General features: G+C 72.9%; 15 protein-coding genes. 4 read left to right on the top strand and 11 right to left on the bottom strand.

Annotated elements, in window-relative coordinates; genetic code table 11:
• From J2Z30_RS13045 to J2Z30_RS13095, 11 genes are all read right to left on the bottom strand, one after another.
• The gene (locus J2Z30_RS13045) at positions 1–408 is read right to left on the bottom strand and encodes a hypothetical protein (RefSeq protein ID WP_044581884.1); all 408 of its coding nucleotides are present in this window, start codon (positions 406–408) and stop codon (positions 1–3) included.
• Positions 408–734: a DsrE family protein gene (locus tag J2Z30_RS13050; RefSeq protein WP_044574712.1), complete on the bottom strand. Its 327-nt coding sequence runs from the start codon at positions 732–734 to the stop codon at positions 408–410. The genes J2Z30_RS13045 and J2Z30_RS13050 overlap by 1 nt, the downstream gene beginning before the upstream one ends.
• Positions 731–1522 carry an SDR family oxidoreductase gene (locus J2Z30_RS13055; protein WP_037956204.1) on the bottom strand — a complete coding sequence of 264 codons (792 nt, stop codon included), beginning with the start codon at positions 1520–1522 and terminating at the stop codon, positions 731–733. Before J2Z30_RS13055 ends, J2Z30_RS13050 begins: the two co-directional genes overlap by 4 nt.
• On the bottom strand, positions 1519–2556 hold the full coding sequence (locus tag J2Z30_RS13060; RefSeq protein WP_052701555.1) for a beta-ketoacyl synthase N-terminal-like domain-containing protein: 1038 nt from the start codon (positions 2554–2556) through the stop codon (positions 1519–1521). Before J2Z30_RS13060 ends, J2Z30_RS13055 begins: the two co-directional genes overlap by 4 nt.
• On the bottom strand, positions 2553–3797 hold the full coding sequence (locus J2Z30_RS13065) for a beta-ketoacyl synthase N-terminal-like domain-containing protein (protein WP_044574707.1): 1245 nt from the start codon (positions 3795–3797) through the stop codon (positions 2553–2555). Before J2Z30_RS13065 ends, J2Z30_RS13060 begins: the two co-directional genes overlap by 4 nt.
• Positions 3797–4789 carry an acyl-CoA thioesterase family protein gene (locus J2Z30_RS13070; RefSeq protein ID WP_044574704.1) on the bottom strand — a complete coding sequence of 331 codons (993 nt, stop codon included), beginning with the start codon at positions 4787–4789 and terminating at the stop codon, positions 3797–3799. Before J2Z30_RS13070 ends, J2Z30_RS13065 begins: the two co-directional genes overlap by 1 nt.
• Positions 4786–5919, bottom strand: a complete 1134-nt coding sequence (locus tag J2Z30_RS13075) for a beta-ketoacyl synthase N-terminal-like domain-containing protein (RefSeq protein WP_044574701.1) — start codon at positions 5917–5919, stop codon at positions 4786–4788. Before J2Z30_RS13075 ends, J2Z30_RS13070 begins: the two co-directional genes overlap by 4 nt.
• Positions 5916–7061, bottom strand: a complete 1146-nt coding sequence (locus tag J2Z30_RS13080) for a beta-ketoacyl-[acyl-carrier-protein] synthase family protein (RefSeq protein WP_044574698.1) — start codon at positions 7059–7061, stop codon at positions 5916–5918. The genes J2Z30_RS13075 and J2Z30_RS13080 overlap by 4 nt, the downstream gene beginning before the upstream one ends.
• Positions 7058–8299, bottom strand: a complete 1242-nt coding sequence (locus J2Z30_RS13085) for a beta-ketoacyl-[acyl-carrier-protein] synthase family protein (RefSeq protein WP_044574694.1) — start codon at positions 8297–8299, stop codon at positions 7058–7060. The genes J2Z30_RS13080 and J2Z30_RS13085 overlap by 4 nt, the downstream gene beginning before the upstream one ends.
• Before the next feature lie 39 nt (positions 8300–8338).
• Positions 8339–8590, bottom strand: a complete 252-nt coding sequence (locus J2Z30_RS13090) for an acyl carrier protein (RefSeq protein WP_044574691.1) — start codon at positions 8588–8590, stop codon at positions 8339–8341.
• A gap of 284 nt (positions 8591–8874) precedes the next feature.
• On the bottom strand, positions 8875–9624 hold the full coding sequence (locus J2Z30_RS13095) for a helix-turn-helix transcriptional regulator (RefSeq protein ID WP_044574688.1): 750 nt from the start codon (positions 9622–9624) through the stop codon (positions 8875–8877).
• 344 nt (positions 9625–9968) lie between these two features.
• On the opposite strand from J2Z30_RS13095, the gene J2Z30_RS13100 reads away from it, so the two are divergent.
• The 4 genes from J2Z30_RS13100 (at position 9969) to J2Z30_RS13115 (ending at position 14776) form a co-directional block, all read left to right on the top strand.
• Positions 9969–11534 (top strand): MFS transporter, encoded by a 1566-nt coding sequence (locus tag J2Z30_RS13100; RefSeq protein WP_044574685.1) that lies wholly within the window; start codon positions 9969–9971, stop codon positions 11532–11534.
• Positions 11535–11610: 76 nt separating this feature from the next.
• Complete coding sequence (locus J2Z30_RS13105) at positions 11611–12627, top strand: zinc-dependent alcohol dehydrogenase (RefSeq protein WP_044574681.1); 1017 nt, start codon at positions 11611–11613, stop codon at positions 12625–12627.
• 110 nt (positions 12628–12737) lie between these two features.
• A complete protein-coding gene (locus tag J2Z30_RS13110) occupies positions 12738–13520 on the top strand; it encodes an LLM class F420-dependent oxidoreductase (RefSeq protein WP_044574678.1) in 783 nt (260 codons plus the stop codon).
• Complete coding sequence (locus J2Z30_RS13115; protein WP_308279918.1) at positions 13517–14776, top strand: MFS transporter; 1260 nt, start codon at positions 13517–13519, stop codon at positions 14774–14776. Before J2Z30_RS13110 ends, J2Z30_RS13115 begins: the two co-directional genes overlap by 4 nt.
• Positions 14777–14791: the final 15 nt, after the last annotated feature.

Here is a 14791-nt window from a genome sequence, read left to right on the forward strand (position 1 = left end):
TCAGCACACCCCCATGAGCAGGCTCTTGTCCGCCGCGTTCACATGCTCGGCGAAGACGAACGGCGCCCGCGTGCGGACCTGCGGGATCTGGTCGGCGGCGCCGCGCTCCGCGGCGCAGAACCGGCACACGTACCAGTACAGCCGGTCGGGGTGATCCTCGATCAGCTCGCGGACGATTCGGGCGGTGGAGGGGTGCTCGCGCCCCAGGTCGGTGTAGTCGCGGGGTTTGGTGTCGCCGAGGGCCGCGCCGGTCAGCCGGGTGGCGTCGCCGCAGGTCCAGATCTGCACCCGGGCGCCCCGGCGCAGCAGCGCGGCCGCCAGCCGCAGCGCCGAGGTGACCAGGTCGGTCTGGTGGGGTGCGCCGAAGAGGTTGAGCAGCACATCGGTACGGGGGACGGGCCTGGGCATCAGTGCCACACCGCCCTGATCCGCGGCTCCAGCAGCTTGGCGGCCACGTCGTCCATCTCCACCAGCCGCGCCCGGGGCGTCAGATCGTCGGCGGGCAGGGCGCGCTGGGCAGCGGAGAAGGCGTCCACCCACAGCTCGCCGCCGTCGCTCAGGAACGTCTCGATGCCCGGGGCGGTGCCGGGGACGGCGGCGGTCACGCCGTTCTCCACGAGGAACAGCACCACCTGGTGGCCGTCCCTGGCCAGCCGCGCGGCATCGCCGAGGAACCGCTCACAGGCGGGTCCGGTCTGCGGCCCGCCGCTCTCGATCAGCAGATGGGCCGTCATGTCAGCAGCTCACCGCCGTCCACGCCGATCACATTGCCGGTGATCCAGGAGGAGTCGGTGCGCGAGAGCAGCGATACCGCCTCGGCGACGTCCTCGGGCCGGGTCAGCCGCCGGTGCGGATTGAGATCCCGGGCGTAGGCGGCGAGCCGGTCGCTGCCGGGGATGCGCTCCATGGACGGGGTCGGGGTGACCCCGGCGCGCAGCGCGTTGACGGCGATGCCGGAGGGGGCGAGCTCCAGGGCGAGCTGCCGCACATGGGACTCCAGGGCGGCCTTGGCGGCGGAGACGGCGCCGTAGTGGGGCATCACCCTGGCGCCCCCGGCGCTGGTCATCGCGTACACCTTGGCGCCCTGGCGCAGCAGCCCCGCGGTGAACAGGTCCTGGGTCCAGTAGACGAGCGAATGCGCCATCACGTCGAGCGTCATGTTCATCTGGCGGGCGGTCAGGCTGTCCTCGCCCTCGGCGCCGACGTACGGCAGCAGGGTGCCGAAGGCGAGGGAGTGCACCACGATCCGGATGCCCGTGCCGCCGGTCAGCTCCTCGAACCGGGGCAGCAGCTCCTCGCGGGTGCGGGCGGAGGCGGCGTTGGCGTTGAAGAAGTGGGCCTCGACGCCGTGGCCGCGCATCTCCTCCCGGGCGACGGCGGCCTTCTCCTGGCCGTCGGTGGTGTCGAAGTGGACGCCGAGGATGTGGACACCCTCGCGGGCCAGTTCATGGGCGATGGCCAGGCCCATACCGCTGGAGGCGCCCAGCACCAGGCACCAGGAACCTTCGAGTCGGGTGATCATCGGTCGCTCGCCCTCCGTCGTCCGCTCATGGGCTGCTCGCCCCCGTCGCTCGCTTCGGTCCCGGAGAGTTCGTCCAGCTGGGCGCCCGGGGTCACCAGGCAGACGGCGGCGTTCCCCTCGGCCGCCGCGGTGACCACGGCGTGGGGGTGGCCCTCCGGCGCGGCGAGGGCGGCGGCCACCCGCGCCACCGGCTCCAGGGCGCCCGCGCCCGCCGGGACCCACTCGGGCTTCCCCGCCAGGGCCCGCCCGCCCAGCGCCTTCTCGTCCAGCGCCGCCGCCATGGCCTCGCCGACCGGGGAGCCGTCGAGGACGGCGGTGACGGCCAGGGGCCGGTCCGGCCGGTGGCCGAGGGCGTCCAGCGCGTCCCGCAGCAGCGCCGCGGCCCGCTCGGCTCCCTCGGCGGAGGCGGCCACCTTCGGCGGCAGGAAGAACGAGCGGACGCCCACCCGCCCCAGCGCCGCCACCCCCCGGCTCCGGGCGGCCGGTTCGGGCTCCAGGACCAGCGCGACGGCTCCGGCCTCCGAGGTGTCCGCCCCCGGTTCGACCTCGGGCAGCGCCTCCTCGGTGGCCCCGGCCAGCAGCCGCCGGGCCCGGCCGGTGGCGAGGGCGCGCTGGCCGGTCTGGAGCGCCTCCAGGCCCGCGATCCGGGGGCTGGTGAAGGTGAGGTTGAAGCCCTTGAGGTCGTGTTCGGTGGCCAGTCGGCTGCCGAAGAGGTTGATGGAGAAGTAGGGCGCGGTGACCGGGGACAGATCGCCCGCCCCGGTGGCGGTGACCGTACGGTCCATCGTGTGGTGCAGGGCGACGGCCGCGCTGTTGGTGCCCACCGCGGCGCCCCGCTCCTCGGGCCCGACCGCCTCCAGGGCGTCCGGGCCCGCCTGGGCCAGCGCGCGCTTGGCCGCGGCGAGGAAGTACTGGGAGGCGGCGGGCAGGTACTTGTAGCCGTGCCTGCCGAGCGCCGTACGGAAGTCGAAGCCGTCCGCGCCCACGGTGCCGATGCCCGTCACCACCAGGCCGACGGCCGGTTCGTTACTCACGCGGCGGCCTCCCCGAAGACCAGCGAGATGTTGTTGCCCCCGAAGGCATAGGCGTTGACCAGGCCGTACGCCCCGGTCATAGGCGCCGAGCCGGATGGCAGCTGCACCGCGCACTCCGGGTCCTGCTCGCCGACCGGCACGTTCGGCGGCAGCGTCCTGTGGTGCAGCATCAAGCTGGCGGCCAGCGCGGCGAAGGCGCCCGCCGCACCGCCGGTGTGCCCGATGAGCGCCTTGACGCTGTAGAGGGGCGTACGGGGGGTCAGCGCGTCCAGCACCCGGCTCTCCACCACGTCGTTGAGCTCGGTGCCGGTGCCGTGCGGGATCACGAACCCCAGCCCGCCGGAGCCGGATTCGGCCCCGGACCCGGCCCCCGCCTCCCGGAGCGCCTCGCGCATCGCGCGCTCGATCTGCTCACCGGAGGGCTCGGGGGCGGTCGCGTGGTAGGCGTCGCAGCTCCAGCCGGCGCCCGCCAGACGCCCGTAGACGGTGCGCGCGCCGCGCGCGCGGGCGTGCGTGGCGGACTCCAGGACGAGCACGGCGGCACCCTCGCCGAAGACGGTGCCCCGCCGTTCGGCGGCGAACGGGCGGCAGCGCTCGGGGTCGATGGCGCCCAGCCGGTTGAAGCAGGCCAGCGCAACGCGGGAGTACGCCTCGGCGCCGCCCGCGATGACCACGTCGGCCTCGCCGGAGCGGATCAGGTCAGCGCCCACCGAGAGCGCGTAGCCGCTGGCGGCGCACGCGTTGCTGACGCAGGTGTTGACGCCCTGGGCGCCGAACCACCCGCCGACCACCGAGGCCAGCGGGAAGGGCGGCGCCCAGCGGCCGGACGCGGGTGCCTCGCCGGTCCACCAGCCCTCGTGCAGATCCGTGTCGCCCATACCGGTGCTGAGGGCGACGGCCACCCGGCGCGGATCGAGGCCCTTGGCCTCCGGCCTCCCGCCCGGCCCCGGCAGCTCGGCCGGCCCCGGCAGCGCGGCCAGCCCCGCGTCGGCGACCGCCTCGCGCGCCGCCGCGAGCGCGAACCGCGAGCCGCGCCCCAGCGGCAGGCCGTCCTGCTCCTCGGGCCCGTCCGGAAGGTCGGCCTCCGGCACCAGGTACATCAGTGGACGGTCCATGTGGGCGAGCGGATCGGGGACCCGCGTCGGCGCGGTGTCCGCCTTGTGCATCCCGCGCCAGAAGGCGCCTGTGCCCGCTCCCAGCGGGGACAGCGCGCCGAGGCCGGTGACCAGTACGTCGTCCATCAGGTGCCGCTCTGTTCCGCGCCGAGCGCGTCCAGCACCCGCCGGTCGAAGGGGACCAGCCGCCAGTCGCTGCGGTTGTCGATCACCGCGTAGCCGTGGGTGATCCGGCCGGTGGCGGTGAGGGTGAGCGCGCCGTCGCGGACCACGAAGCAGTCCATCCGGGCGGTGTAGGTGAGGTCCTTGAAGATCTCCTCGACCGTGTAGACGGAGTAGAGGTCCTCCTCCATCACCGCCTCGTCGAGGACGCGCACCGAGGACTGGGGGACGACCGGTATCCATTTGCGCTCGTCCAGCAGGGTCTTGATGGAGATGCCGCGGTCCAGGACGAAGCGGTCCTTGGCCTCCTCCAGCAGCCGCAGATAGCCGGACATCTGGAGCCGCTCGGTGAAGTGGCAGTAGGGGTAGGAGATGTTCCACTTCCAGGCGTGGGCGTTGCGGCCGTCGGTCAGCGACGCCAGGACGGCGGCCTCGTCCCCGTCCGGCATCTGCACCCGGATCGGCGCGAGTTCGCCCGTACGCGCCTCGGCCCCCAGCCGGTCCACCACGAAGGGCACGAATTCGGCCGGGGGTTCGCCGACCTCCGGCAGATAGGTGTCGGCGCGCAGCGAGACCCGCACCTTGGCGGCCACGGCCTTGAGGACCGAGCCGTCGCGCTCCACGCGGAGGGTCACCCGGAAGCCGAGGGTGCGGTCGTCGTCCTGGGTGTCCGGCACCACCTCGGCCTCGGCCATGTCGTCCATGTGGAAGGCGTGCAGGATGCGGGTCTCCAGGGCGACGATGTCCAGCCCGAGACCGTGCTCCTCGTACAGCCGCCGGGCGGGCGCGCCGGAGTCCGCGAAGTGCACCAGCACGGCCTCCTCGACGAGGTAGTTGACGTGTTTGAAGCCGATCCAGGTGCAGATGTTCGACCCCTCGTAGCGCGGGCGCAGCCGGACGGTGGTGACGTCCGTCAGCAGGGCTTTGGTCGACATCGGCGGGGCGGCGGCGGTCATCGGGAACACTCCATGGAGATAAGGGCGGCACGTGCGGGGTGCGGGGCGCACCGGTCGGGCGCGGGGCGCAGCAGCAGTCCGGCCACGGCGTCCGCGGTGTCGTCCCCGCTGGTGATCAGCGCCTGGCGGAACGCGGGCGCCGGGCCCGGCGCGGCCCCGGGACCGGCGGCCTCGAAGGCGGCGCTCCCGGTTCCCGCTCCCGGCCCAGTTCCGGCTCCGGTCCCGGCGCGGGCCAGCCAGCCGACGGCCGCCGCGCACTGGAGCACCCCGAGGGCCCCGGAGGCCCGGCCCACCGCACCGGTGACGTCGTAGCGCGGCACGGCCCCCGGCACCGGTACGGCCCCGGCAAGCCCCTCGGCGTAACGCTCGGGGGTGAACCAGACGCCGGGGGCGGCACCGTCGGGCAGCAGGGCCTCGACGCAGCCGCCGAGCCCGGCCCGTCGTTCGTACGGCCCGAGGACGGCGACGGCCCGCGCCCCCCGGGCCCCGGCCCAGCGCGCGCCCTCGACGACGACGGCGGCGGCGCCGTCCAGCAGCTCACCGGCGGACCGGCCGAGCAGATCCTCCACGACCGCGTTGTGCGTCTCCACGCCGATCACCACCGCGCGCCGCACCCGGCCCGCCGCGACCAGCGCGGCGCCCCAGTGCACGGCGTCCAGGCCGGAGGTCGCCCCGTTGCACAGCATCAGATTGGGGCCGCGCAGCCCGTGGCGGATGGCCACCCAGGAGGCGATCACATTGCTGGAGGCGTTCGGCAGGCTCATGGGGCTGAGGTCCAAGGCCGACCGTTCGGCGATGGCGGCGGCGGTGAGGCAGGCGGTGTCGAGGTTGCCCAGGTTGGAGCTGGCGACCACGCCGACGGTGTCGCCGGGCACGGTCACCTCCTCGCCGTCGGAGGGGATCAGGTCCGCGTTCCGCAGCGCCTCCAGCGCGGCGCACAGCGCCAGCCGGGTCGCCCGGTCCTTGTAGCGGTGGCCCCGGCGGCCGATCCGGGCGCCGGTGTCGAACGGTTCGGGGGCGGGCCCGGTGACGGGGCAGGCGGTGCGGCGCAGCAGCGCCTCGGGGGTGCCGACACCGGGGAGGGCCAGGCCGACGCCGGTGACGACGACTTCGCCGGGGCCATGCGTCATCGGCCGGCCCTCTCGACGATGGCGACCGCGTTGACCCCGCCGAAGCCGAACGCGTCGATCTGCGCGACCCGCAGATCCCCGTCCTCCCGCGCCTCCTCCCGGACGAAGCGGAACGCCTCGGCCTCGGGCAGCGGTTCGGCCAGGCCCAGGGTGGGCGGCACCCGGCCGGAGGCCAGGGATTCCAGCGCGACGATGAGGCTGAGCAGCCCGGAGCCGCCCGAGGTGTGGCCGGTCATGCACTTTATGGCGGTCATCAGGGGCCCGCTGACCTCGCGGCCGAAGACCTCGGCGATGGCGGCCGCCTCGGCGGCGTCGTTCAGCTGGGTGCCGGTCCCGTGCAGCAGCACCAGGTCGATGTCGCCCGGTTTGACGCCCGCCCGCCACTGCGCCTCGTGCACCGCCCGCGCGATGCCCTGGGGGTCGGGGGCGGTCACATGGGTCGCGTCGCAGTTCATGCTGACGGCGCGCACCCGGCCGAGCGCGCGGGTCTCCGCGCCGGGCTCCTCCCGGCGCAGCACCACGGCGGCCGCGCCGTCGCCCATGAGCACCCCGCGGCGGTCCCGGTCGAACGGCCGGAGGCGGTCGGGGGGTTCGCCGTTGACGCGGTCCAGCAGCCCGTACATCGACTCGGTGAGAGTGTCGACTCCGGCCACCACGACGGTGTCCTCGGCGCCGGTGGTCAGCAGGTCGGCGGCGAGTGCGAGCGCGTAGAGGGAGGCCGAGCAGGCCCCGGAGAAGGTGTGGGTGCGGACCGCGCCGAAACGTGTCCGCAGTGCGGTGCCGAAGTGCAGCCGGCCGATGTCGAAGGGGGTGCCGTCGCGCCAGGCGAGCTCGGCCGAGCGCAGCTCCCGCAGCCCGGTGCCGACGAGGACCGGTACGTCGCTCAGGTCCTCGCCGAGCCCCGCCTGGGCCGCGGCCTCGCCGACCGCGCGCAGCAGCCAGTCGGTGGCGCGGCCCGGGAGGTCGGTGCCGGGCGCGGGACGGTCGTCGATCTCGTAGGCGTGGCGGGTCCGGTACCGCTCCCGGTCGAAGCCGCGCAGCTCGCCGAGTCCGCTGGTGCCCGCGCACAGGGCCCGGAAGACCTCGTCGACGCCCTCGCCCACGCTCGCCACCGCGCCCGCGCCCGTCACCAGCTGACTCATGACCAGTCCGCTCGGGCCTTGCCGAAGATGACGACGGCGTTGTTGCCGCCGAATGCCAGCCCGTTGTTCTGGACCACCTTCAGGTCCGCTGCCACGGCCTGGTTGGGCACACAGTCCAGACCGCACTCGGGGTCGGTGTGCTCATGGTTGATGGTCGGCGGGATGAAGCCCTCGGTGAGCGCGAGGGAGCAGGCGATCGAGGCCAGGGCCCCGGCGGCACCCATGGAATGGCCGATCATCGACTTGATGGAGACCGTGCGCGGCGGGGCGGCGTCCCCGAAGACCTGGCGGATGGCGCGGGCCTCGGTGATGTCGTTGGCCTTGGTGCCGGTGCCGTGCGCGGAAATGAAGTCGACCTCGTCCGGCTTGACGCGGGCGTTGTCCAGGGCGAGCCGCATACAGCGGACCACGCTGTCCTGATTGGGGGCCACGGGGTGGTCCGCGTCGCAGTTGAGGCCGTAGCCGAGCACCTCGGCGTAGATACGGGCGCCGCGGGCCAGCGCCGACTCCAGGCTCTCCAGCACCAGGATGCCCGCGCCCTCGCCGGTCAGGATGCCCTTGCGGTCCTTGTCGAAGGGCTGACAGCGCTCGGGGGCGATGGTGCCCAGGCGGTAGAAGCCGGTGAAGGTCTTGCGGCACAGCGCGTCGGCCCCGCCGCACAGCGCCACGTCCACGTCCCCGCCGCGGATGGCGTCGTAGCCGTAGCCGACCGCGTAGTTCCCGGCGGCGCACGCGGTGGGGAGGGTGACCGCCTCGGCGCGGGTGAGGCCGAACTCCTGGGCGATCGCGCTCGAAAGCCGTCCGGCGGGCACCCGCCGGGCGACCGTGGGGTCCATCCGCTCGGGCCCCAGGTCCACTTCCTCCTCGACCAGATGGTCCAGGTCCCTGGACTCGCCGTCGGTCGTGCCGACGGAGATCAGACAGGGAACGTCGCACAGCGCGCTCTCCGGCTCGGGGAATCCGGCGTCGGCCACCGCCATACGGGCCGCCGCGACCGAGAACCGGCTCGCCCGGCCGAGCGTCCGCACATCGAGATTTCGAATCCACCGGTCCGGCTCGAAATCCTTGACCTCACACGCCGTAGATCGGTCGAAGCCCTCCGTGTCGAACGCGGTGATGGGCCCCGCCGCGCTCTTCCCGGCGCGCAGTCCGGCGAGGAATTCCGCCGCGCCGATGCCGATGCCGGACACCGCTCCGAGGCCGGTGACAACGACCCTACGACCCGGCTCACCACGCATTTCGCCCTGCCTTCCGAGGAGTCCGCCAGGATCCGGCGGTCACCAGCCCGCCGCGTCGGAGACAACCTCATAGACGCCCCGGAGGTTTACCATCCGGCTGAGTTCGGACTGGTCTATGACAATGTTGAAGGTCTTCTCCAATGCCGCGAGTATTTCAATGGCACGCAGTGAATCCGCGTCATGCTCTTCTTTGAAGAGACTGGTCTCGGTGACCTCGTCGGGGTCGATCTCAAGAATATCGGTGACGATTTCCTTGATGGATTCACGACGCTCTTCGACGATGGCGGTCATTACCGCGCACCTCCATTTTCGGGCATGGGCAAAGCGACGAAGCTTCCGCTGACGCTAGGCGCCGGTCCGGGAGGGGACAACCCCAGAGTCCACTAGCTGTCACGCGCCCGATGAACACCAGCGTTCGACTAGTCGGCGTGTCATAAAGCTGCAGATGGCAGCCGGTTACCCGACGGTCAGAAGATGGAATCTGCAGGAAGCTGCCAGGTCGCCGGCGGACAGAAGCGTGCCAATATCATTCAAACCGCCAACAACCCGGCCACCGTCGCGGTGCGACGGCCCCCCTACTCGAGGTCGGACTCCATCAGCCCGGCGCGCACGGCGCGCACTCCGGCCTGGAACCGCGATTCGACCTGCAGGTCCCGCATGATGTCGGCCACATAGCGACGGTAGGTACGCACCGAAAGGCCGAGTTTGCGCGCCGCGGCGTCGTCCTTGTAGCCCTCCGCCATCAGCGTCAGCACCTCGCGCAGCACCCGGCCGCGCGCGCCGCCCTCGAACGACAGCGGCCGCATCGGGCGCTGGGCCGTGTCCCACATGCCGCACAGCAGTTGGTGCAGCATATCGGCCACGGTCGAGTTCTGGATCATCGAGGCGCGGGAGCCGCCGGGCTCGCCCGGCGAGGCGTCGGGCGCGATGACCGCCGCACCGTCCACGACCACCAACTCCTGCCGCACCCCTTCGAAGACGCGCACCTCCAGGCGCGCCACGGTGCCCACCGAGCGCTGCCACGCCGCGCCCCGGATGACCGCCGGCGGACACAGCATCCGGGTCCTGACCCCCTTGCCCGCCAGCTGGGCGAGCGTCTGCCCGACGAGCCGGGCGTGGTCCTCGCCCGTGACCTCCGGCAGACTCCAGATCACATCCCGCTCGGCGCGCAGCACCAGCCGCGCCACCCACCCGGCCACGGCCTCCCCGTCCACCGGCAGTTCGGCGGACGCCGAGGCCAGCGCGGAGCGGCGGTGGTGGTGCACGGCGGACTCCAGGAGGCGTAACGCCTGGCCCAGAGTCTCCTCCAGGTTGTCCGACCCCATGTCCGGCTCCGTTCGAACCGCGCCCCCCGTACCCACCTCCCCGTCAAATCCATCAATAGGCACTCGCCCATTTGGTTGAATTCCGAAATGGCTCAAAGGACACCCCCGTTCCCTTTCCGGGAACAGTAACGAGCCCCCTGGCACACGGCAAGGAAGATCGCTCCTTATGGGACACTTCCCGCCGGGAAATACCCTCGCGTTCCGGCCACCACACCTCCCCGTGTCGGCAAGGGGCTGCGCCTCCGCTCGGCGGATTGGTAACTTCCTCTAGAGCCAGCACGCCATCCCTTGCCATACGACGCGGACCCCCCACCATGCCTTGGGTCCCGAAAGGCGCCGCCCCCATGGCTGCACAGAACACCGCGACCACCGATGCCACCCAGGCCGGTCCTTCGCACTCCCCCACCGGTCGCCAGTGGCTCGCGCTTTCGGTGCTCGTCCTGTCCCAACTCGCGGTGTGGCTGGACAACACCGTGCTGAACGTCGCCCTCAAGACCCTGGCCGACCCCACCGAGGGGCTCGGCGCCAGCCCCAATCAGCTCCAGTGGAGCATCAGCTCCTACACCCTGGTCTTCGCGGTGCTGCTGTTCACCGGCGGGGTGCTCGCCGACCGCTACGGCCACCGCCGCTTACTGCTGACCGGCATGGTGCTCTTCGGCGCGGCCTCCGCCTGGGCCGCCTACTCCGGCTCCGCCACCGAACTGATCGTGGCGCGCGGTGCGATGGGCATCGGCAGCGCCCTGATCATGCCCGCGACCCTCGCCCTGATCGCCCAGGTCTTCGACGAGCGGCACCGGGCCACCGCCATCGCCATCTGGTCGGGTTCCAGTGGAATCGCGATCGCCACCGGGCCGATGCTCAGCGGAGTGCTGCTCGACCACTTCTGGTGGGGTTCGGTCTTCCTGGTGAACGTGCCGATCGTGGTGGCGTGCGTGGCCGGATCGTTCGTATTCCTGCCCGGTGTGGTCACCCGGGTGCGGCAGAAGTTCGACCCGCTGGGCGTGGTGCTCTCCACCGCCGGGCTCTTCGCCATCGTCTGGGGCGTCATCGAGGGCGGCCACCGCAACGACTGGACCGACCCGGCCATCGTCGCCTCGCTGGCCGGGGGTGTGCTGCTGGTCGCGGTCTTCGTCCTCGTCGAACTGCGCGTCGCCAACCCCAGCTTCGACGTACGGCTCTTCCGCGACATCCGCTTCACCGGCGCCAGCGTCGCCGTCATGCTCACGTTCTTCGGGCTCAACGGCTCGATGTACTACACCAGCTTCTATCTCCAGGGCGTCCACGGCCAGACCCCGCTGGAGTGCGGTCTTTCCATCGCCCCGGTCGCCCTCGGCGTACTGCTGGGCGCCCCGCTCTCGGCCAAGCTGGTACGGGCCTACGGGGTGCGCCCGGTCGTCACCGCGGCCATGCTGATCGCCACCACCGGCTTCGTCGCCTACGTGTTCCTCGACGAGCACAGCGGACTGCCGCTGTTCTGGGTCTTCCTCATCCTCCAGGGCCTGGGCATGGGCGCCGCCGTCGCCCCCACCACCGAGGCCATCATGGCGATCCTCCCCGCCGACCGGACCGGCGCGGGCTCCGCCGTCAACAACTCGCTGCGGCAGATCGGCGGCGTCCTCGGGGTGGCGGTCCTCGGCTCCGTCCTGGTCAGCGTCTACCGCGACCGGGTCACCCCGCGCCTGAGCGGACTGCCGTCCCGTGCCGCCGACGGCGCCGCGGAGTCGCCCGAGGCCACCCGGCTGCTCGGCGCGAAGATGCGGCTGCCCCGGCTGTCGGCCATCGCCGACGAGGGGTTCGTCCACGCCATGCACGTGGCCTCGGTCGTCGGCGCGGCCGCCGCCGCGGCCGGAGCCCTGATCATCTGGTGGGGCTTCCGCAGGACATCTTCCGGAGCGCGATCCAGCATGTGATCGTTCTTCCTTGCCACCCCCGTCGCCCCGGCATAGCCTCCCGGGCACAACATCCGTAACGGGGAAGGCAGTTCATATGCGTACAGCTGTCATCACGGCGGCAGGCCAGGTGGAGACCAGAGAGATACCTGTCCCCGACATCGGTGACTCCGAGGTGCTGGTACGCATCGCGGCCTGCGGCATCTGCACCATGGAGGCCAATCTCTACGCGGGGCGGATGACGGTCTACCCCGCCGCCGCCGGACATGAGATATCCGGCTGGGTCGAGCGGATCGGCGCCAAGGCCGCCGCGCTGGAGGACATGCCCGCCGTCGGCTCCCTCGTCGCGCTCGACGGACTGCCGCGCTGCGGCGCCTGCCGCAGCTGCCGGCGGGGCCAGACCGCCATCTGCGTCGCGCTCCAGGGGCACAAGCGGGAGGACGGCGCGATCACCATGGGCGCGGGGCTCGCCGAGTACATCGCCCTGCCCGCCTCCCGGGTGTGGTCGGTCGGCGACGCCGACCCCGCCGTGGCCGCCATGGGCGAGCCGCTGGCCTGTGTGGTCCACTCGCTGCGCCGCGGCGGCTTCCGCGCCGGGGACCGGGTCACCGTCATCGGCGCCGGCTACATGGGCCATCTCCACCTCGCCGTCGCCGCGCGTCTCCAGGCCCGCGGCGTCGCGGTGGTCGAACGGGACGAGCAGCGGCTGGCCGCCATCGCGGCGGCGGGCGCCGACGCGGCCGTCACCCCCGAAGAGGTCGGCCAACTGCCGCCCGCCGACGTGGTCTTCGTGACCATCGCGTCCAGGGAGGCCATCGCGTCGGCGCTCGCCGCGGTCGCCGACGGCGGCACCGTCGTCCTCTACGGCGGCGGCCCCGGCGGCCCGCCCGCCGAGCTCCCCGGCTATGAGGTGCACCGCCGCCAGCTGACCGTCACCGGCTCCTTCAGCCATGAGCCGGACGACTGGCGCGCCGCCGCCGAACTGCTGCGCGGCGGGCAGCTGTCCGGGCGGCTGGAGACGCTGGTCACGGCGCGCTACTCGCTGGACGAGGTCGAGAAGGCGCTCAAGCAGGCCGCGGAGACGCCCGTCTACCGCGTCGTCGTCACGCCGTAGCCGTCCGCGGCGCCCCTCCGTAGCGCTGCCGCACAGCGCTTTCGCCCGAATCGCAAGTGCATCGCCAAGAGAATCGCCATGAGGATCGCCAAGAGAAAGGATTCCCCTCCGTGTCCCTGCGCGTAGGCGTCCAACTCCACCCCCAGCACACCGGAATCGCCGAGCTGCGCACCGCGTGGCGGGAGGCCGACGCCATCGGGGTCGACTCGCTGTGGACCTGGGACCACTTCCTGCCGCACACCGGCGACCCCGCCGGGCGCCACTACGAGTGCTGGTCGCTGCTGTCCGCGATGGCGGTCGAGACCCGGCGGGCCACCATCGGGCCGCTGGTGAGCTGCACCGCGTTCCGCAATCCGGATCTGCTGGCGGACATGGCCCGCACCGTCGACCAGCTCAGCGGCGGGCGGCTGGTGCTGGGCCTGGGCGCGGGCTGGTTCGAGGCCGAGCACGCCGAGTACGGGCTGCCCTTCCCCGGACCGGCCGGGCGCATGGACGCGTTCGCCGCGTCCGTCACCGCCGTCAAGGATCGGCTGGCCAAGCTCAACCCCGGCCCGGCGGGCCCGCTTCCGCTGCTGATCGGCGGCGCCGGACGGCGGCGCACCCTGGAGCTGGTGGCCCGCGAGGCCGACTGGTGGAACTGGTACGGCTGGGCCTCCGAGGACCCGGTCGCCGAGTTCCGCGAGCTGAGCGGCGTGCTGGACGAGTGGTGCGAACGGGTCGGCCGGGACCCGGGCGAGGTGGCCCGTACGGTGATGGTCAACCCGGACCAGCTGCCGCTGGTCGAGGGGTTCGCCGAGGCCGGGGCGGTCCATGTGGTGCTCTCCCTCCCGGCCCCGTACGACCTGCGCAGGGTCGAGGAGCTGCTCAAGGTGCGCGCCGCGCTCACCTCGTGACGGCCATACGCGCCACGGCGCCCCGTACGCCCCTGGGGCGCCGCTTCGGCCTGCTCATGGGCGCGCTGCTGCTCTCCAGCCTGGGCAACGGGCTGTGCTTCCCGTTCACCTCGATCTACATCAGCCAGTTGCTGGGGCTCGGCGGCCGCGCGGCGGGCGGCTACTTCATCGCGATGGCCGCGGCCAGCTTCGCCGCCGCCCTGGCCGGTGGGCCGCTGGCCGACCGGGGCAGCCCGCACCGGGTGGGCGCGCTGGGCGGCGCGGCGCTCGCCGTCGGGTACGCCCTGCTGGCACCGGCCGGTTCGGTGGCGCTGGTGCTCGCCTCGGGGGTGTGCGTCGGGGCGGGCTTCGGGCTCTTCTACGCCTCGATCGTGGGCATCGTGGACACCGCCGTCCCCGAGAGCGGCCGCCGCTCGGCCTTCACCATCCGGCACATCGTCAACAACGCGGGGATCGGGCTGGGTTCGGTCGCGGCCGGGCTCGCGCTGCACGGCGCGGCCACCCCGGTGGGGGCGCTGCGCTGGCTGTACCTGGCCAACGGGCTGGCGGCGCTGCCGCTGATCGCGGTGATCCTGGGCGTACGGCCCCGCACCCGGCCCGAGCCGGAGGAACGGGACGCTTCCGCGGAGAAGCCCGGGGGCGGGCCGACCTATCGCACCCTGCTGCGGGCCCGCCCGATGGCGCTGCTGATCCTGGCCCAGGCGCTCTTCGCGATCGTCGGCTTCACCCAGATCGAGGCGACCGTACCGCTGCTGATGCACGACCGTATGGCGGTCACGCTGGGCTGGGTCAGCACGGTGGTGGCGGCCAACTCCTTCGCCCTGATCGCCCTGCAGCCGCTGCTGCGCCGACGGCTGGAACGGCTGCCGGAGACCGTGAGCCTGGCCGCCGGTCCGGTGCTGTGGACCGGGGCGTTCGGCTGCGGTCTGGGCGCGGCGCTGGCCTGGGAGACGGCTCCGGCCGCCGTGCGGTACGGACTCCTGCTCGCCTTCGCGGTGATCTTCGCGGCGGGCGAGCTGATGTACTCCTCCGCCTTCTACCCACTGCTGTTGCGCTGGTCGGGTGAGGAGGCGGTGGGCCGGGCGGGCGCCCTGGCGTCGCTGGCCTGGAACCTGGGCACCGCCTCCGGCCCACCGATCGGGCTGTTCGTCGTGGCCAACGCCTCGGCCACGGGCGGCTGGCTGGCCCTCGCCCTCGGCGCGGCGGCCGCGTTCACGGTGGCCGCCGCGCTGCACAGCCGGACGGCGGGCTCCTGACCGCCGTCCAGCACC

Source organism: Streptomyces iranensis (assembly GCF_017874715.1).
GTDB classification, from domain to species: domain Bacteria; phylum Actinomycetota; class Actinomycetes; order Streptomycetales; family Streptomycetaceae; genus Streptomyces; species Streptomyces iranensis.

What these genes read in the sequence shown, in the direction of transcription:
- J2Z30_RS13045 (WP_044581884.1), bottom strand. Translation starts at nt 408, where the DNA reads ATGCCCAGGCCCGTCCCCCGTACCGATGTGCTGCTCAACCTCTTCGGC.
- J2Z30_RS13050 (WP_044574712.1), bottom strand. Translation starts at nt 734, where the DNA reads ATGACGGCCCATCTGCTGATCGAGAGCGGCGGGCCGCAGACCGGACCC.
- J2Z30_RS13055 (WP_037956204.1), bottom strand. Translation starts at nt 1,522, where the DNA reads ATGATCACCCGACTCGAAGGTTCCTGGTGCCTGGTGCTGGGCGCCTCC.
- J2Z30_RS13065 (WP_044574707.1), bottom strand. Translation starts at nt 3,797, where the DNA reads ATGGACGACGTACTGGTCACCGGCCTCGGCGCGCTGTCCCCGCTGGGA.
- J2Z30_RS13070 (WP_044574704.1), bottom strand. Translation starts at nt 4,789, where the DNA reads ATGACCGCCGCCGCCCCGCCGATGTCGACCAAAGCCCTGCTGACGGAC.
- J2Z30_RS13075 (WP_044574701.1), bottom strand. Translation starts at nt 5,919, where the DNA reads ATGACGCATGGCCCCGGCGAAGTCGTCGTCACCGGCGTCGGCCTGGCC.
- J2Z30_RS13080 (WP_044574698.1), bottom strand. Translation starts at nt 7,061, where the DNA reads ATGAGTCAGCTGGTGACGGGCGCGGGCGCGGTGGCGAGCGTGGGCGAG.
- J2Z30_RS13085 (WP_044574694.1), bottom strand. Translation starts at nt 8,299, where the DNA reads ATGCGTGGTGAGCCGGGTCGTAGGGTCGTTGTCACCGGCCTCGGAGCG.
- J2Z30_RS13090 (WP_044574691.1), bottom strand. Translation starts at nt 8,590, where the DNA reads ATGACCGCCATCGTCGAAGAGCGTCGTGAATCCATCAAGGAAATCGTC.
- J2Z30_RS13095 (WP_044574688.1), bottom strand. Translation starts at nt 9,624, where the DNA reads ATGGGGTCGGACAACCTGGAGGAGACTCTGGGCCAGGCGTTACGCCTC.
- J2Z30_RS13100 (WP_044574685.1), top strand. Translation starts at nt 9,969, where the DNA reads ATGGCTGCACAGAACACCGCGACCACCGATGCCACCCAGGCCGGTCCT.
- J2Z30_RS13105 (WP_044574681.1), top strand. Translation starts at nt 11,611, where the DNA reads ATGCGTACAGCTGTCATCACGGCGGCAGGCCAGGTGGAGACCAGAGAG.